This is a genomic window from Hymenobacter pini, assembly GCF_020421205.1.
In the GTDB taxonomy this organism is placed as follows: domain Bacteria; phylum Bacteroidota; class Bacteroidia; order Cytophagales; family Hymenobacteraceae; genus Hymenobacter; species Hymenobacter pini.
In genome coordinates, this window is record NZ_JAIZZH010000007.1 from 80514 (window position 1) to 97492 (window position 16979).

Genomic DNA, 16979 nt, shown 5'->3' on the forward strand with positions numbered 1-16979 from the left:
AATGGCTACATCCAGCACTTCCGCCGCTACCACCCCCGGCGACACTATCCTCGTTATCGGCGCCGGCGGACAGCTGGGCCTGGAGCTTACCCACGAGCTGCGTCAGATCTACGGGGCATCCAACGTGGTAGCCGCCGATGTGCGCGCCCCCAAAGACGCGGAAACGGCCCAGGCCGGCCCTTTCGAGCAGCTGGACGTGCTGGATAAAAACCGGCTGGAAGAAGTAATTCGGCAGTACAAGCCCAAGCAAGTGTACCACTTGGCGGCGCTGCTGTCCGCCACGGCCGAGAAGAACCCCAAGTTTGGCTGGCAGCTGAACATGGATGGGCTGTTTCACGTGCTGGATGCCTCGGTGGACCTGGGCGTGCAGCAGGTGTACTGGCCCAGCAGCATTGCCGTGTTCGGGCCCGATACCCCCCGCCACAACACGCCCCAGCTCACCGTCATGAACCCCAACACGGTGTACGGTATCAGCAAGCTGGCCGGGGAGCAGTGGTGCGAGTGGTACTTCCGCAAGCACGGCCTGGATGTGCGCAGCCTGCGCTACCCCGGCCTCATCGGCTACAAGAGCCTGCCCGGCGGCGGCACCACCGACTACGCCGTGGACATCTACCACAAAGCCGTGGCTGGCGAGAACTACGAGTGCTTCCTGCAAGAGGACACCTACCTGCCCATGATGTACATGCCCGACGCGCTGAAGGCCACCCTGGACCTAATGCACGCCCCGGCCGACGACATCAAGGTGCGCAGCAGCTACAACCTGGGCGCCATGAGCTTCTCGCCCCAGGAAATTACCGCCAGCATCCAGCGCCACTACCCCGATTTCCAGGTAACCTACCAGCCCGACCAGCGCCAGCAGATTGCCGACTCCTGGCCCGCCAGCATCGACGACAGCCAAGCCCGTCAGGACTGGAACTGGCAGCCGGAGTTTACCCTCGATAAGATGACCGACGACATGCTGCTGCACCTGAAGGAAGCCGTGGTGCTGAAGTAACTAGTATTTGGTATGCATTAGAAAGTGCCCCGCCTCATCTGGTGGGGCATTTTTGTTTCTGGCCGATGGCGAAAACCTGCATAGCGCCGGTGCGTTTCTCTTAGCGAACCTCACCGTCCCAACATGATTGTCAACTACGTGCCCACTGGCTGGCAGATTATCTACCAACAGGCCCACGCGCTGCTGGCGGCCCAACTGCTGCACCAATGGCCTGCCACGCTTCCGCCCGACCAATGGGTGGGCCTGCTGGCCGCCGCCGCCCAGCACGATGATGAGCAGGCCAACTGGACCGGGCACTACGGCCTCACGCCCGCTGGGGCTCCGGCCAGCTTCACCATGAAGGAATTTTCGCTGGAACAGGCCACCCGGCTGATGCACGCGGCGCGGTTTCAGGGCCGGTGGCGCAGCCTGCTTACCAGCCTGCACATGAGCACCCTCTACGAGAGCATGCGCGGCCAAAAGGCGGAAGTTGATGCATTCCTGGACGAGCAGCGGGCCTGCCAGCAACGGTGGCGGCGGGAGCTGAAAATCAAAAAAGCCGACGCCGACCAAGCCTACACGCTCCTGCACTGGTGCGACCGGCTCAGCCTCATCCTCTGCCGCCACGAGTTGCCGGAAATGGGCCGGGCCCTGGAAATCTACCACGGACCCGATGGCCGCCGCTACGAGGTACTGCAGCCGAAACCGAATGGTGCGGTACAGGTGCAGCCCTGGCCGTTTGCGGAGACACAATTCACCGTATCTGTAGAGGCTACTGTGCTGGGGCAGCTGCAGTTCCGGGATGATGCGGAACTGGCCCAAGCCCTGCGGGAAGCTCCCATTGAAACGCTGCGCTGGGAGCTGCGCAAGTAAGCAACCCTCCCGCCAAGAGCAGCGCAACGCAAACTCCTGGGTAGCTCAACCGGAACGCCTGCGGGCATTAGGCCGTAGTACGGGCAACTTCCTTTCCTCCGAACTACCGCCGCATGGCTACGCACTATAAGTTTTCCGACGTCCTCAACATCCTCAAAACCACGGCCAGCGAGTTTATGGTCAATAACTCGCTGCGGCACGCGGCGGCACTGTCGTACTACACTATTTTCTCGTTGCCGCCGCTGCTGATTATCGTCATTACCACGGCCAGCACGGTGTTTGGCACCGAGGCCATTACCGGCGAGGTGTACGCACAGATGAAGGGCCTAGTGGGGGCCGACGCTGCCAAGTTCATGCAGGACAGCATTAACGAGTTCAACAAGCAGGAGCGCAGCGGCTTTGCGGCCGTTATTGGTGTTGGCACCCTCATTTTCGCGGCTACTACGTTCTTCGTTACCCTGCAGGAAAGCATCAACGATATCTGGAACCTGAAGGTGAAGCCCCGCAACGGCCTCTGGCAGTTTGTGCGCGACCGGCTCCTGTCGTTTGGCCTGATTCTGAGCGTGGCCCTGCTGCTGCTCATTTCCTTCGTAATCAGCGCTACCCTCAGCGTTTTTACGGATTATTTGCAGCGCATTATGCCGGAAATAACCGTGTTCCTGCTTAAACTCATTGATTTCAGCCTGTCCCTGTTCATCACCTCCTTGCTGTTTGCCCTTATCTACCGTTTCCTCCCCGATGCCATTATCCGGTGGCGGGATGTGGGCGTGGGCGCGTTTATTACGGCCCTGCTGTTTATTCTGGGTAAGTACTTGATTTCTTTCTACATTGCCCAGGCCAACCCCGGCTCCACCTTTGGGGCAGCGGGCTCGGCCATTATCTTGCTGGTGTGGGTGAACTACTCGGCCCTTATCATCTTCTTCGGGGCCGAGTTTACCCAGGAGTTTGCCGATGCTTTCGGGCAGCGCGTGCAGCCCAAGGCCCACGCCGTGCGCATCGAAACCCGGGAAGTACCCGAAGGGCAAACTACCGAGGAAATAGCCACCGGCCGCCCCCGCGCCGAGGGCCGCTGGCGTGGCTAACCATGTACTACAAAACCACAACGACCCACCCTATATAGTACAAGGTGGGCCGTTGTCAGCTTACTGAAGCTGTTGAGTATTAGAAGGCGAGGCCGAACGTGACCCCAGCCCGCACCCCGAACCCATCGAAGGGACCCGGGTCAAAGGTGTCAGAGCCAGAAGAAGTTTCTGTCGACACCTTACCCGCGTTGTACGATGGGCCCAGGAATGTATCGAGCGAGAAACGCTCCTTGAAAATCCACTGCCGGCCTACTACAACCCCACCCCCGAACGTGTTCAAAGAAGCTTTGTCCGTCTGGGGTTTGGAAATTGGGTTGCCGTTGCTGTCGTACGTAAAACCGTCGTAGGTTGTCTTTAGCGTCAGGTTCTGGTAGCGCAGGAAAGGTCCCACATAGAAGCCCTCCAAAGCGGTGGTCCGCTCAGACAGGTAAAAGCGATACTCCGGCGTGATGGCAAAGCCTGAAATTCTGTCGTCGTGAGAACTCCAATTAGTAAACAACGCCCCTAGCTGCAGGCTGCTATTGTCGTTTAGCTTGTGCTCGTAGAAGAACGAACCAGTCTTGACTATTGGGCTAAAGATGTTCACTTTCACTACGTTGTTCTGGGCCAACGCCGACGTAGCGGATGCAGCCACCAGAGTAGCGGCGAGTAATAGTTTTTTCATAAATGAGGAAGAGGGAAATAAATTCCTGTAAAAATGGAACTTTTTCTAAGTAAACAGTAACCGTGCCAATATACTTTACCTGGACCCAGCGTAAACGCTTTACTAGACTCTAAAACGCAATACCAAACGTGACGGCCCCGCGGATGCCGTAGTTCATATTGTCGTAGAAGCCCAGAAAATCCCCTTCTGAAATATTGTTGTCGTCGGAACTCACGCCTGCTACCGTGTAGGAAGGGCCTACCAACGCATCGAGGGAGAAACGTTGCTTGAAAATCCAGTGCCGGCCTACTACTACCCCACCACCAAAAGCATTGAGCGTGGCCGGGCTGCTTCGCAGGGTATTGGTGCCCGTGAGCGGGTCGTAGCTGCCGTATTGCCCGGATTTGCGCAGGAACTGGTAACGCAGAAACGGCGCGACGTAAAAGCCTTCCATTGCCGGGTGTTTTTCTGACAGGTAAAAGCGGTATTCTGGTATCAGCCCAAACCCCGAGGTGGAGCGGGTGTCCTTGGTGCCGCTGTAGTTGTACTCATCTTCGTCGTAGTTGGCTGTTACCGAAACGCCCAGTTGAAAGCTGCTGGTTTCGCTGAGCTTGTGCTCAAACGACAGCGCCGCCGTGTTCACAATCGGCTGGAAGATATCCAGCTTCACTACGTTGTTCTGGGCCTTTACCTGACCATACGCCAGCAGTAGCGCGGCTACCGACAGGCTGCGGGTTAGTATTACACGCATGAGGGGGTTAGAAAAAAGAAGATAGATTCGAATGCCGACAACCCGGCTGATAACAGGAGCAGAACCCCGCAAGAATGGTTGTACTGCCTGACGAAATTCAACAGAAAATCTGAATACACAATAGCCCGGTCGTGCGTTTGCGGAAGCGGCCGGTAGATATACTTCCACAAGCCCAGGCTCCTACTCACGACGGATTTTCCCATAAGAACGCCCCGCTACCTGGCACAATGTGCCAGGTAGCGGGGCGTTGCCTTTGCCGGAAGCAGATTGCTAAACGACCTGATTTTCCTTGGTGGCCAGCTGCCCGCAGGCGGCGTCGATGTCCTTACCGCGGGAGCGGCGCACATTCACCTGCACCCCCCGGTCGGCGAGGTATTTCATGAAGGGTACCAGGCGGTCTTCCTGGGCATTGAGGAAGGCGGCCGGGGCAATGGGATTGTACTCAATTAGGTTCACCTTGCAGGGAATCCACTTGGTGATTTCCAGCAGGGCCTTGGCGTCCTCGATGGAGTCGTTAAAGTTGTCGAACACGATGTACTCGTAGGTCACCATGCGGCCCGTTACCTGGTGGTAGTGCTGCAGCGCCTCCTTCAATACCGGCAGTGAGTTCGACTCGTTGATGGGCATGATGGTGTCGCGCTTCTCATCGGTGGGCGCGTGCAGGCTCAGGGCTAGGTTGGCTTTGAAACCGTCGTCGGCCAGCTTCTTAATCATCTTGGAGATGCCGGCGGTGCTTACCGTGAGGCGGCGGGCGGCCATGCCCAGCCCTTCGCGGTTATCAGTAATGCGCTCCACGCTCTTGAACACGTTGGCATAGTTGAGCAGCGGCTCACCCATGCCCATGTACACAATGTTGGTAAGCGGAGTACCGAAGTGCTCCTGAGCCTGCTGGGCAATGATGGCCACCTGGTCGAAGATTTCGGCCGTGTCGAGGTTGCGCTTGCGCTCCATGTAGCCGGTGGCGCAGAACTTACACGTGAGCGAGCAGCCTACCTGCGAGGAAATACAGGCCGTCATGCGCTCATCTTTGGGAATAAGCACGCCCTCTACCAAGTGCCCGTCGTGCAGACGGAAGGCGTACTTGATGGTGCCGTCGGAGCTTTGCTGCTGGGTGTGAATCTGCACGCTGTTGATGACGAAGTGCCGCATGAGCAGCTCGCGCGTGGCCAAGCTCAGGTTGTTCATCTCCTCAAACGAGCCGGCCGTGTTCTTCCACAGCCATTCCATCACCTGCTTGGCGCGGAACGGCTTTTCGCCTTGCTCCACGAAGAAGGCTTTCAACTCATCGAGCGAGAGTTTGCGGATGTCGCGCTTAGAAACTACGGGCAAATCAATCATCATACTGCAAAGATACAACACCACGCGCCGAAGCACTACGCTCCGGAGCGGGAACGTGCTTTAACTCGCTGAAAGTGAAAAAAGTGCCAGCGGCAGCACGCAATGCGTGGATGAACAGACGAAGGCCCGGAAGGTTCCGCCAGCTACACTGCGCGGCCAGGTGCCGCACCAAATTGGAGTTGATTGGCGGCTTCGGGCGGCAAGCCTCTGAGCTTGCGGGTGCTGTAATCAAAGCAGAGCATGCCGGTTTTGGCCCGGGCAATTTCGCGGCCGGTGGTAGTGTGCACCTGATACACCACATCGAAGCCGTACTTATGCAGGTCGGTGGCGGCCAGGTGCAGGCGCAGCACGTCGCCGTAAAAACCTTCGCCCTTGTATTCCACAGCCAAATCGGCCATGATGAGGCCCTGCTGCGTGGCGGGGTCGAATTCGGCCAACCCTACCTGCTGCAGAAACTGCACCCGGGCCTCGTGCAGCAGGCTCACGAGGGCGTCGTTGCCGAGGTGGTTGCCGTAGTTAAGGTCGGTGATGCGTACGGGCAACTCCAGAGTTACCGGGAAGGTAGCAGGCAAGCTGATTTTAACGCGGGCCATAGAAGCAGAATAACAGAAAAACGGAAGGTAAGGTACAACGGCCGGAGCAGCGGAATTCCCCCGAATCTGCCGTATATTGGGCTACGGTGCCCGGTAGTTTTTTGACGGCGGCGCGCCCGTTTTAGTTTTCCGTATTCCTGTTCCCCTATGACGACGACTCCTCTCGTGGAAGTGCGCGCTACTGCTGATGGCTCTAGCACGCTGTACGTTCCGGCCCTGAATGAGCACTACCACAGCACCCACGGCGCTTTGCAGGAGGCTCGTCACGTGTACCTGGCCGCTGGTTTGGAGCAGGCCCTGCACGCGGCCACGGAGCCGGTGTGGGTACTGGAAATTGGCTTCGGCACGGGCCTGAATGCGTTACTGACGCTGGAACGCGCCCAATCGGCGGCGCAGCCCGTGTTTTATGATACCATCGAAAAGCACCCGTTGCCCTGGGATATTGTAGGCCAGTTGGGCACCGAAAACTACCTGCACGACCCGGAGCTGCTGGACTTCCAGCAACAATTGCACGCCGCGGCCTGGAGCCGCCCCGTGGCGCTTACGCCGCAATTCGTGCTGCTGAAGATGGCCGGGGAACTGCAAACTACTCCCCTACCTAACGACACATACCACGTCATCTACTTCGATGCCTTTGCCCCGGAAAAGCAGCCGGACATGTGGACGGACGACGTATTTCGGCAACTGTACGCCGCCGCCGCGCCGGGCGGCTGCCTAGTAAGCTACTGCGCCAAGGGCTCCTTTAAGCGGAGCTTGCTGGCAGCGGGCTGGCTGGTAGAGAAAATTCCCGGCCCGCCCGGCAAGCGGGAAATGACCCGGGCCTGGAAACGGGGATAAGACCACCCATTGCATCTATACGTCCCTATGTCTAGCCGAAAACGCTTGTCCATTATAGCCTGCCCTAAGTGCAACTGGCAGCCCGCTGGCGGCGAAGAGTGGCAATGTAGCTGCGGGCATACCTGGGATACGTTTGCCACTGCCGGCAAATGCCCCAGCTGCCAGTACCAGTGGCAAGACACGCAATGTTTGGGCTGCTTTTGCTCGTCTGAGCACACAGCTTGGTACCGCAAATTGACGAAGCCGGGTAACCTGTACGTGTTCAGCCCGAACTGAACACGTACAGGTTACCCGGCTTCCTGCGTAAGTTGCCTGAGTTATGAGTCGAAAATTACTGGAAACCGACGGGCGGGAATGGGTGCAGAAAGGCATCATCTCGGAAGGCCAGCGGGAGCTACTGTTGGCTCTCTATCCCGCCGAGGCCACGGCTGTGGGACTACTGCCGCTGCTGGGTAGCCTGCTGGTGGGCTTAAGCGCGTTAAGCCTGGTAGCCGCCAACTGGCAGGCCCTGCCGGAACTGGTGCGGCTGGGGCTGTTGCTGGGTTCCTTGGGCGCGGCATACAGCGGGGGCGAATATTTCCGGCGGCGGGGCAACCTCAATCTGGGCATGGGCTTGGTGGCGCTGGGCCTGCTTCTGTTCGGGGCCAGCATTGTGCTCACCAGCCAGCTGTATCAGCTGATTGGCTACGACCTGACCGGGCTGCTGGCCTGGGCGGTGGCCGGCATGGGCCTGACGTGGCTATACCGCAGCCGCCTGCTCTTTCTGATGACGGCTATTATCAGTGGTATTGTGCAAGGTTATAATACCGGGCAGTTGGGTGCATTCAGCTACCTCACGGCCGTTGGCACGGCCGTGGGCCTGGGGTATTACTGGTGGCGGCGGCCCGATGCGCTGCTGGGCGGCGTGCTGGCCACTGGACTGCTGTGGCAGGCGGCGCTACTCATCAATCACCTGCATGTCAAAATCACCTGGTTTTTTATTCCGGCCATGCTGGTATACACCCTCGGCGACTGGCAACCCGACCGACCGGCGGGCCGGGCTGTACAGGGCCCGCCACTGGTAGCGGCCTTTCTGTTTACGCTGGGGCTGGCCTTGTTTGGGGAGTCGGATATATACGCCGGGCAACTGCGGGCCCCGGCAGTACCATACATAGCAGCACTACTGGGCGTGGCTGTCTTATCGGGGGTTGGGAAGCAACGCCGGGGCCGGCTGGGTAGCCTGACTGATTGGCTGCTGCTGCTACCGGGTTTCTACTTTACGGGTGGCCTGCCGCTGGCCGTGGCTACGCTGGTGGTCCTGTACACCTACTCCGGGTCCGTTTTGTGGCGGGCCCACCAAGAGCAAAACCCCGACCGGGTTACGCTGGGCACGGTGCTGTTCATCCTGATAACGGCCGTGGCGTATTTCAAGCTTACCTGGGGCTTTATGGATAAGTCGTTGTTTTTCCTGCTGGGCGGCCTGCTATTGCTAGGCATCTGGTGGGTACTGCGGCGGCGGGCGGTCCGCACTTTTTCCGGCTCTTCTTCCACCCCCTCATGAACCCGGATACTACTCCCGCTCCGCTGCCCGATCTGCCGGAGCCCACGCGCCGCCGGTGGCTGCTGTGGCTGGTTGCCGCCCAAGTTCTGTTTGTGCTGGGCGTGGCGGCCGCTGGGTACGCCACTGCTGCGTTGGGCCGCACCTTCTGGCTCAGCACCCAGCCCGTAGACCCGCGCGACCTGCTCTACGGCGACTACCTCAATCTGCGTTACCAAATCAACGAGCTGCCCGGGGGATTGTGGCGGGGCTCCGCCACGCCGCGGCGGCAGCAGGCGGCCTATGTACTGCTGGCCCCTACCCCGGCGGGCACGTACGAGGCCACCGCTATTTTCCCGGAGCGCCCGACTACTACTGGCCAGCAGGTGGTGTTGCGGGGCTCGGTGCAAGCTGTGTGGCGACGGGGACTACGCCTGCGCTACGGTCTGGAACGCTACTACGTGCCCGAAACCATGAGCCGACGCCTTAGCAAGCGCCGCCCGTTGCGGGTGCAAATCAGCGTGGCACCCTGGGGGCAGGCCCGCATTATCCGTCTCGACACTACGGCTCATTTCTAGCAAAAGCGCAACGGCCGAGGTTGTACAATTGCCGGGCCGTGTTGTATCTTGCTTGCTCTGCCGCTACCCTTCTACTACCTATTGCATGTTGTCGTATCCATTTACCCGTTTCCTGTATGAAAGTAACCCTATCAACCCTGGCCGAGGTGTTGGCGGCCCAGCGCCGCGCCGCAAAACCTGCTAAATCCCGCAAAAAAACCGCCGAATCACCGGCAGCAGCCATCATGGGTTCCTCGCCCATCGAAACGCCCGCTGCCACTTCCTAAAACACACTAACGCCCGCGCTGTCAACCGATGACAACGCGGGCGTTGGTGTTGTAAGTCGTTCGTTTTGGTCTACTTGACGTTGGCTAGCAGCTGCTTGTCGGCTGGGGCTATGTTTACCAAAGCATATTTGCGGGTACCGGTGATATTCATTTCATCCAAGGCATCCACCATGCTGAGGTACTCGGCCTCATCGGCGGCTTTGATAAGCACCATACCTTTATGCTGCCGGAACTCCAGCAACACCTTCCGCAGCCCGTCGGCCCCGAAGGTGGTGGTGTGGAGCTGGGCGGGCTCGGCTTCGGTGTTGAGGCCGTAGAAGTAGTGGACCGCGTGGTTTTTGCCCAGTAGCACCGTCATAGCGCCGGAGGCTGGCACGTCAACTTTGCCTTTGGGGTCCGGCATGGCCACTTCCATCACCGTGGGCTTGCTGAAGGTGGTGGTAAGCATGAAGAAGGTAAGCAGCAGAAACGCCAGGTCCACCATCGGGGTCATATCGAGGCGGAAGGCGTGCTTTTTGGCGCGGGGCTTGGAGCCTTTGGCGGCGGGGGCGGTAGTTTGGATGTCGGCCACAATGATACTGGGGTTAAGTGAATATGGGTTGTATGCAGGCAACGCTATAACCAGGCAGGGTATTGTTCAGGCCAGGCTTATATCTTAGCCGCCTCTACCTGTTGCTACCCCATGCGTCGTTTGCTTCTGCTGCTTGGAGTCGCCCTGCTGATGTGGCTATTGCTGGTTTGCCTATTGCTCGGCCCCTCAGCCCTTTGGCTTCCCACGCTCGATATCCAGTTACATAATACTTACTTGGTAATTGGGAGTTACGCCGGGCAACTCTGCCTGCTGGTTCTAGTGGCACTGCTTATGCTGGCTGCCGATAGTGTGAAGCGGCGGGCCAAGGAAAGTAAGCTGCTCCTCAGCTTACTAGTCGGGGGCGGATTGCTGCTGGAGATACTGCTGGATAGCTTTTTCCGCAATATCGGCTTCACCATTTATCCGCCCCTTTCTCCTGACCCAACTATAGCCGCCGACCCTTTTGCGGCTGTGCGGTGGATATCGTTGGGCCTGCAGGGCTTCGTGCTGCTGGTTGTCCTGTGGGCTGGTATCCGGCTGCTACGCTTGGTGCGTCAGCCGGCCGTTTCCTAAAACCACCACACCCGCTCCGGTGTGAGGCAGGCGTGCAAGGGCACGTCGCCAGCCCACACGTCGGCAATGCGCGGTACTGGTGGCTCCAGGCTTACGCCAATTCGCAGGGCATCGGGGCGGCACTGCTGCAGAAACCGGTCGTAGAAGCCCTTGCCGTAGCCCACGCGGTGGCCGGCCTCATCAACGGCCAGCAGCGGAATCAGTATGGCATCCAGCTGAGCGGGGCTCACCTCGGCCGCGCCTACCGGCTCCGGAATCCCCCACTTATTGTCGACAAGCTGAGTATCGGGCGTGAGATGGTAGTGGCGTAGCGTATGGCCATCGGGCTGCACCACGGGCACGACTAGTTGCGGGTGCGGTGGCTGCGACCACAGCGCCCGAATCAACGGCCAGGTGTCGGGCTCGTGCTGCTGCGGAATAGGTAGAAACAGATGCAGCCACTGCCACTCTATTGTCGGAAACCCAGTTCGCAGTTGCTGCCACAGTGCAGTGCTACGCCGGGCTACTTCCGCTTCGGGCAGGGCCCGGCGGTGGGCCAGGGCAGCGCGGCGAAGTTCGGCTTTAGTAGGCTCAGGAAGCATATTGGAAGCAGCAGATAGAAACCGGGGCCGCGCAAATTAGCCTTTCAACTCCAATGCCTGCTGCGCATTCAGCAGTTGCCGCTCGGTTTGCCCGAATTGCTGCTCGTACCGACGCAATGCGGCCCGGCGGCCCCATAATGCCCCGCCCACCAGTAATACCAGTGCCAAAAGTGGTTGCCAGAGGGGTGCGTAGGTGAGGCGGTGCTCATTCAGCAGCCATAGGCCTACCCCCAAGCCAAGCACATAAGGCACCGCCAGCCACAGCAGCGTAGTGCGCCGGAAGCGGAAGGTCCGCAGACACGCTTGCAGATACGCCTGGCTGTCGAGGTCGGGCCGGGCGGCGCGGCGCAGAGCCGTGCCCCACCACATCAGGGCCACGTAGCCCAGCAGGGTGAGGGTTAGCAAACCCAGTCCACTGGCTTGCAGAGGAGCCAAGGATGGATACTGTAGAATTGCCGGGCCAATCAGCAGTATATAAGCCAGCCCAATCAGCACCGAAGCCAGCCAATTGCGGCGCTGGCCTAGCCGGTGCAGGCGCCGGGTTTCGGCCAACAGGCCGGAAGTGCTGGTGCCCTCTGGCGGGACGGAGGCGGCCGGCGCGGTTTGCTGCTGCCAGCTGCGTTGTAATTCCTGAAAATCCATAACAAAAAGCACAGAGGTTAGTCGGCTAGGCGGGCGGGAGCCACGCAGGCGGCCAGTTTCTTTTTCAGCCGGTTGAGGCGTACGCCCACGTTGCTCACGCTCAGGCCCAACACCTCGGCAATCTGTTGGTAGGAAGCATCCTCGAGCAGCAACGACACCAGCAACCGGTCGGCGTCGGGCAGTTGGGCAATGCAGTGGTGAAGCTGGTCGAGCAGGGTGTTGTGGGCGCGGGCGGCCTCATCCGTTTCGGCTGGCAGGTGCTCCGTCACGTCGGCCGACGTGGAACGAGCCGTAGGCTGGCGCTGCTCGCGGCGGCGGAACAGCAGGGCCGTATTCACGGCCACGCGGTAGACCCAGGTGCTCAGCTGGGCCTCGCCTCGGTAGCCGGGCAGGCAGGTCCAGAGTTGCACCAGCATTTCCTGGTACAAATCCTGGGCCGCGGCCGAGTCGTGGGGCAGGTAGGCCCGACAGATGCGGTGCAGCCGGTCGTGGTTAGCCGCTACCAGCTCATCAAACGATACAGGCATGAGGGGAGGAAACGAAGGGCAGAAGCAGGACGGGCAAGGTACTTAGCGGCGGCTGGCCGGAGCCGGCTGGCATTCCGCGGGGCTTCCGGCAACCCCAAGGCATAGCCCAGCAGGGCCCACCATCGGCAACGCCCGGTACTGCATCGACACTGGCCGTAGCTCGGCGCGCAGCAGCAAAGGCAGAAACAGCAACAAGACACCCAGGGGCAATAGCAACTTCAGGATAACTTTCAGCATGACGATGACGGGAATGAGGGAAGACAGTGGGGAGAGCAGAGCGGGTTCCGGAGCCTTTTCTATTCCCTTAGTGTGCCGTCCCGTCGTTTTCTTACACGCCTGTCACAACTTTTTTTCAGTACGCCACTGGCCCCTCGCCTACTCCCTTCCCAGGCAAGCAGACGAGAGGCCAGTGCGCAGTAGTCCAAGGACTGACGTTACAGCGCTAATCCAGGGCCGTTACGTAGAAGCCCACCCTGGGCTGCATACCGGCCAGGGCCGCCCCCAAGGAGGGCTTTTCCCAGGAGTCCTGACTGGTTTTGCGGAAGTACAGGTCGCCCTTGCCGTAGCCCAGGGCGCTGGAAAAGGCCAGGTTTTTACTCACCTGTTGCACCTCCCCGCCGCTAATCCATTCCAGCGTCAGCAGAAAATCCTCATCCACCACTAGCTGGTCCGTGGCCAGATCTACGGTGAGCGGGGCTTTCGGATTGGACCGCTCGGCCGTACTCACCAGCAGGTTACGGGTGAGCAGCTTCTCCCCCGACGGGCGGCCATTAGGCAGCAGGCGGTACAGGTTCACCCGGAACCGCAAAGTATCGGGCTGATAGTACAGCACGTTGAAATGGGCCGTCAGCAGCTTGGTGGGCTTGTGTTTGAGGGAGATGACCATTCCTACCTCGGCCCCCAGGTGCTCGGCTTTCAGCCTGGATATGATGGACTGGGAAGTGCTGGTGCAGCCCAGCGTGCGGCGGCGCTTGTATAGCCCCGAGGCCTGCACCCGCACGCCGGCCAGCGGCACGGCCACGGCTGCCAGCACGCGGTTGGGCTGCGCCACCAGCTCCCGCAGCAGCACCCGTTGTGGTCGGTAGCCCAAGCTGGACACGTACACCGTATCATTGAGGTTGGCCGGCGCGTAGGCCAGCTGATAGCGCCCGTGCTCGTCCGTTACGGTGCCCACCGTCTTGCCCGGAATACCCAGGTTAGCGTACGGCACCGGGCCCGCGGCGGGGCCAGCGGTAATAGTGCCGGTCAGCGTTTGGGCAATGGCCGCCAGGGGCAGCAGCGCCACAAGCAGCGCACCGGCCGCCCTCCGCAGCCAGGAATTAGAAAGACGAGAAAATCGGATAGACACCATCGGGAACAAGTAACCAGGAGAAAGTAGAACAACTCTCTCCCAGAGCCCTGCCAGCGGCCGATGGTTGCCTGTCCGGCTCAGTTACTCCTCTTCCAGCACCGTAAACTCCAGGGCCAGCGGGTCGAAGGCATCCAGCAACTGGTTGATAAACTGCGGATTGTTGATGAGGATGCTCAGCACATTATCCTCCCGCTCCTGCAGGTGGCCGTTGGGCATCAGCTTGTCCTTGAGGGCCGTGAGCTGGGTGTAGGCGGTTTCGTGCTTGGCTTCGGCAGCCTTGCTCAGGCGCTTTTCCAGGCCCTGCACAATGCCAGCCACTTTCTGCTGTTCGGCGGCTACCGTGCGTACCAGCGTGGGGTCGAGGCGTTGGGCTAGATCGGACATCTGCTGAAAGGCGGTGGCCAGCTGCTGTTGCTGCTCCCGCAGGCTCACTTCTTCCTGGCCCAACGCGGCACCTACCTGCTTTTTCAGCTCAGGCAGCGGCCGGAAGATGTCCAGCGAGGTGAGCCCCAGCTTGCGCAGCTTGCCGGCGTTGGCCTTGCCCACGTACTGGGCCGAGTTGCGGGGCAGCAGGATGGGGAACGGCACGTTATTTTGCCCAAATACGCCCTTCAGCTGAAACCAGTAAGCCACCTCGGCCCCACCCCCGATGTAGCAGAGGTTGGGCAGCAGCAGCTCCTGGTACAGGGGCCGCAACACCACGTTGGGGCTGAACTGCTCGGGGTGCTCCTGGGCCAGCGCCAGCAGCTCCTGCTGGGTGTGGCAGCGGCCAGTGTTGCGCACCGTAATCTGCACGCAGTCCTGGGCCGCATCGTACTCCAGCCGCTCCCGCTTGCCGCCGTCCGTCAGGAAAAACAGGTTGAGGGGGCGCGAGTACACCTGGGGCTTGTAGCCGGCGGCTTCGAGGCGGGCGTTGGCCTGCTGCACGGCTTGGTTGGAGGCCTGGGCCTGAATTTCCTGCTCCAGCACCGGCACCAGTGCCTGCTTCAGGGCGGGAGCATCGGCGTCGAGGCTCACCAGTCCATACTCGCCAAACAGCGCGTGCGTGAGGCGGCGGGTGGCTTCGGCCAAGGTGCCTGACTGCTCATAGGCCTCGCGGAACAGCGCCGGCACATCAGCGGGCAGTTGGTCGAGCAGCTCCTCTTTCAGACCGTTCAGCGGCAGCCGGCCCACGGGCCCGCCTTGGTTGGCGGCGTTCCACTCGTACTTTTTGCCGAACAGGTTCAGGTGGTTGATTTCGGCGAAGTCGTGGTCCTCGGAGGCCATCCAATACACCGGCACGAAGTCGTACTGCGGGTACTGTTGCTTCAGCTGGCGGGCCAGCTTCACAGCCGTTACAATCTTATAGATGAAGTACAGCGGCCCGGTGAGCAGGTTGAGCTGGTGGCCGGTGGTGATGGTGAACGTCGTGTCCTTCGCCAGCAGCTCCAGATTGGCCTGCACGGCCGGGTGCACCGCGGGAAGCGTGGCGTACTGCCGCTGCAGCTCGGCCGTGAGTCGCTGCCGGGCTGCAGGCGTGTACTGGTCCTGCTTTTCCCGGATTTGCTCCTCGAAGGCAGCCAGCGTGGGGAAGCGGTGGTAGAACGGCTGCAGCGCTTCCGCCTGGCCCAGATAATCGGTAAGCAAAGAGGAAAACGCGCCGGTTGCGGCGTACGAAAGTGTCGTGACGGACATACGAGAGGAGAAGTATCGGGCTATAACCGGCCAGCGGCCACAAAGTAACTGAGCTTTTTCAAGCTGTTGGTTTTTGGCCCTTAGCTACTAGCTCTCCAGGCTCAGCAAAAATCTTAAAAGCAATTGGCTGTCAGCTGGCAAGGCATCTACGCCTTTCACCAGCTAACAGCCAATTGCTAGTAGCCAACCGCTAAAAAATCTACACCAGCTTACCGTACAGGTCGAAGTCCGAGGCCTCGGTAATCTGCACTTGGGCGAAGTCGCCGAGACGCACGTAAGTGTCCTTAGTGGCGGGCACCAGCACTTCGTTGTCCACCTCGGGCGAGTCGAACTCAGTGCGGCCCACGAAGTAGCCGCTCTCCTTGCGGTCAAACAGCACCTTGTAGGTCTGGCCCACCTTCTCCTCGTTCAGCTCCATCGAGATGCCCTGCTGCAGCTCCATAATCTGGTCGGCGCGGTCCTGCTTTACGTCGGCAGGCACGTTGTCTTCCAAGGTGTAAGAGTGTGTGTTGTCCTCGTGGGAGTAGGTGAAGATGCCTAGGCGGTCGAAGCGGGTATCCTCCACAAAGCGGTACAGCTCCTCAAAATCCTGTTGGGTTTCGCCGGGATGGCCGGCAATGAGGGTAGTGCGCAGGGCAATGTTGGGCACCCGCTGCCGGATGGTGTCCACCAGCTCCACCGTGCGGCGCTTGCTGATGCCGCGGCGCATGGTTTTCAGCATGTTATCCGAAATATGCTGCAGGGGCATATCCAGGTACTTGCAGATGTTGTCCCGCTCGTTCATCACGTCCAGGGCATCCATCGGGAACTGCGAGGGGTAGGCGTACTGCAGCCGGATCCAGTCGATGCCGTTCACGTCGGAGAGGTGGCGCATCAGGTCGGCCAGCTTCCGCTCGCCGTAGTGCTGCAGTCCGTAGTAGGTCAGGTCCTGGGCAATGAGAATCAGCTCCTTGGTCCCCATCGAGGCCAGGCGCTTGGCTTCTTTTACTAGGTCTTCAATAGGGCGGTCCTGGTGCTTGCCGCGCATCAGCGGGATGGCGCAGAACGAGCAGGGCCGGTTGCAGCCCTCGGCAATTTTGAAGTAAGCGTAGTGCGAGGGCGTGGTCAGCAGCCGCTCACCCACCAGTTCGTGCTTGTAGTCGGCCTCCAGTGTCTTCATCAACTGGGGCAGCTCCAGGGTACCGAAGTAGGCGTCCACCTGCGGAATCTCCTGCTCCAGGTCGTCCTTGTAACGCTGGGAGAGGCAGCCCGTCACGTACAGTTTCTCGAGGCGGCCCGCCTCTTTCTCGTCGGCGTAGCGCAGGATGGTGTCGATGCTCTCCTGCTTGGCATTGTCAATAAAGCCGCAGGTGTTGATGATGACGATGTTGGCGTCGCTCTTGTCGGCTTCGTGCGTTACCTCAAACTGGTTGGCCCGCAGCTGCCCCATCATCACCTCCGAATCGACGAGGTTTTTGGAGCACCCAAGGGTAATAACGTTGACTTTATTGGCCTGCTGGCTTCTTACTTTCATACTGTGCTGGGTAGTCGGGCGGCCGGACAAAGCTTTCTAGCTGAGAAAGTTGCCCGCTTACAGCCCGCGACGAAAAATCGGACCGCAAAGGTACGAA

Annotated in this window: 20 protein-coding genes; 8 read left to right on the top strand and 12 right to left on the bottom strand. The window is 60.0% G+C overall.

Going from position 1 to position 16979, the window contains the following annotated elements; translation table 11 throughout:
- The first annotated feature begins 1 nt into the window (after position 1).
- The 3 genes from LF252_RS21245 (at position 2) to LF252_RS21255 (ending at position 2928) form a co-directional block, all read left to right on the top strand.
- Positions 2 to 994 carry an NAD-dependent epimerase/dehydratase family protein gene (locus LF252_RS21245; RefSeq protein WP_226271607.1) on the top strand — a complete coding sequence of 331 codons (993 nt, stop codon included), beginning with the start codon at positions 2 to 4 and terminating at the stop codon, positions 992 to 994.
- A gap of 123 nt (positions 995 to 1117) precedes the next feature.
- On the top strand, positions 1118 to 1846 hold the full coding sequence (locus LF252_RS21250) for a DUF3891 family protein (protein ID WP_226271608.1): 729 nt from the start codon (positions 1118 to 1120) through the stop codon (positions 1844 to 1846).
- 113 nt (positions 1847 to 1959) lie between these two features.
- Entirely contained in the window at positions 1960 to 2928 is a 969-nt protein-coding gene (locus LF252_RS21255) for a YihY/virulence factor BrkB family protein (protein WP_226271609.1), read from the top strand.
- A 79-nt stretch (positions 2929 to 3007) separates the two neighbouring features.
- On the opposite strand, the gene LF252_RS21260 is transcribed toward LF252_RS21255, so the two are convergent.
- The 4 genes from LF252_RS21260 to LF252_RS21275 form a co-directional block, all read right to left on the bottom strand.
- On the bottom strand, positions 3008 to 3592 hold the full coding sequence (locus LF252_RS21260) for a DUF3575 domain-containing protein (RefSeq protein WP_226271610.1): 585 nt from the start codon (positions 3590 to 3592) through the stop codon (positions 3008 to 3010).
- Between the two features lie 109 nt (positions 3593 to 3701).
- The gene (locus tag LF252_RS21265) at positions 3702 to 4322 is read right to left on the bottom strand and encodes a DUF3575 domain-containing protein (protein WP_226271611.1); all 621 of its coding nucleotides are present in this window, start codon (positions 4320 to 4322) and stop codon (positions 3702 to 3704) included.
- Positions 4323 to 4592: 270 nt separating this feature from the next.
- Positions 4593 to 5660 carry a 23S rRNA (adenine(2503)-C(2))-methyltransferase RlmN gene (rlmN, locus tag LF252_RS21270; RefSeq protein ID WP_394370417.1) on the bottom strand — a complete coding sequence of 356 codons (1068 nt, stop codon included), beginning with the start codon at positions 5658 to 5660 and terminating at the stop codon, positions 4593 to 4595.
- A gap of 143 nt (positions 5661 to 5803) precedes the next feature.
- Positions 5804 to 6253, bottom strand: coding sequence for a thioesterase family protein (locus LF252_RS21275; RefSeq protein ID WP_226271613.1), 450 nt, complete (start codon positions 6251 to 6253; stop codon positions 5804 to 5806).
- A gap of 147 nt (positions 6254 to 6400) precedes the next feature.
- Here LF252_RS21275 and mnmD point away from each other — a divergent pair, with 147 nt between their 5' ends.
- The 4 genes from mnmD to LF252_RS21295 all read left to right on the top strand — a co-directional run bounded on the left by mnmD (position 6401) and on the right by LF252_RS21295 (position 9450).
- On the top strand, positions 6401 to 7090 hold the full coding sequence (gene mnmD / locus LF252_RS21280; RefSeq protein WP_226271614.1) for a tRNA (5-methylaminomethyl-2-thiouridine)(34)-methyltransferase MnmD: 690 nt from the start codon (positions 6401 to 6403) through the stop codon (positions 7088 to 7090).
- Positions 7091 to 7409: 319 nt separating this feature from the next.
- On the top strand, positions 7410 to 8630 hold the full coding sequence (locus LF252_RS21285; RefSeq protein ID WP_226271615.1) for a DUF2157 domain-containing protein: 1221 nt from the start codon (positions 7410 to 7412) through the stop codon (positions 8628 to 8630).
- The gene (locus LF252_RS21290; RefSeq protein WP_226271616.1) at positions 8627 to 9184 is read left to right on the top strand and encodes a GDYXXLXY domain-containing protein; all 558 of its coding nucleotides are present in this window, start codon (positions 8627 to 8629) and stop codon (positions 9182 to 9184) included. The genes LF252_RS21285 and LF252_RS21290 overlap by 4 nt, the downstream gene beginning before the upstream one ends.
- A gap of 116 nt (positions 9185 to 9300) precedes the next feature.
- The gene (locus tag LF252_RS21295) at positions 9301 to 9450 is read left to right on the top strand and encodes a hypothetical protein (protein WP_226271617.1); all 150 of its coding nucleotides are present in this window, start codon (positions 9301 to 9303) and stop codon (positions 9448 to 9450) included.
- Between the two features lie 70 nt (positions 9451 to 9520).
- Here LF252_RS21295 and LF252_RS21300 read toward each other — a convergent pair whose 3' ends face one another.
- Positions 9521 to 10021 carry an ExbD/TolR family protein gene (locus LF252_RS21300; protein ID WP_226271618.1) on the bottom strand — a complete coding sequence of 167 codons (501 nt, stop codon included), beginning with the start codon at positions 10019 to 10021 and terminating at the stop codon, positions 9521 to 9523.
- A 111-nt stretch (positions 10022 to 10132) separates the two neighbouring features.
- Here LF252_RS21300 and LF252_RS21305 point away from each other — a divergent pair, with 111 nt between their 5' ends.
- Entirely contained in the window at positions 10133 to 10594 is a 462-nt protein-coding gene (locus tag LF252_RS21305) for a hypothetical protein (protein WP_226271619.1), read from the top strand.
- Here the strand turns inward: LF252_RS21305 and LF252_RS21310 are convergent.
- From LF252_RS21310 to rimO, 7 genes are all read right to left on the bottom strand, one after another.
- On the bottom strand, positions 10591 to 11175 hold the full coding sequence (locus tag LF252_RS21310) for a 5-formyltetrahydrofolate cyclo-ligase (protein WP_226271620.1): 585 nt from the start codon (positions 11173 to 11175) through the stop codon (positions 10591 to 10593). The genes LF252_RS21305 and LF252_RS21310 overlap by 4 nt on opposite strands.
- A 36-nt stretch (positions 11176 to 11211) precedes the next feature.
- On the bottom strand, positions 11212 to 11817 hold the full coding sequence (locus tag LF252_RS21315; RefSeq protein WP_226271621.1) for a hypothetical protein: 606 nt from the start codon (positions 11815 to 11817) through the stop codon (positions 11212 to 11214).
- Between the two features lie 17 nt (positions 11818 to 11834).
- Positions 11835 to 12344 carry an RNA polymerase sigma factor gene (locus LF252_RS21320; protein WP_226271622.1) on the bottom strand — a complete coding sequence of 170 codons (510 nt, stop codon included), beginning with the start codon at positions 12342 to 12344 and terminating at the stop codon, positions 11835 to 11837.
- A 42-nt stretch (positions 12345 to 12386) separates the two neighbouring features.
- Positions 12387 to 12581, bottom strand: a complete 195-nt coding sequence (locus LF252_RS21325) for a hypothetical protein (protein ID WP_226271623.1) — start codon at positions 12579 to 12581, stop codon at positions 12387 to 12389.
- Between the two features lie 205 nt (positions 12582 to 12786).
- Positions 12787 to 13629: a carboxypeptidase-like regulatory domain-containing protein gene (locus LF252_RS21330; protein ID WP_226271624.1), complete on the bottom strand. Its 843-nt coding sequence runs from the start codon at positions 13627 to 13629 to the stop codon at positions 12787 to 12789.
- A 147-nt stretch (positions 13630 to 13776) separates the two neighbouring features.
- A complete protein-coding gene (bshC, locus tag LF252_RS21335) occupies positions 13777 to 15369 on the bottom strand; it encodes a bacillithiol biosynthesis cysteine-adding enzyme BshC (protein WP_226271625.1) in 1593 nt (530 codons plus the stop codon).
- Positions 15370 to 15568: 199 nt separating this feature from the next.
- Positions 15569 to 16882, bottom strand: coding sequence for a 30S ribosomal protein S12 methylthiotransferase RimO (gene rimO / locus LF252_RS21340; protein ID WP_226271626.1), 1314 nt, complete (start codon positions 16880 to 16882; stop codon positions 15569 to 15571).
- Positions 16883 to 16979 lie beyond the last annotated feature (97 nt).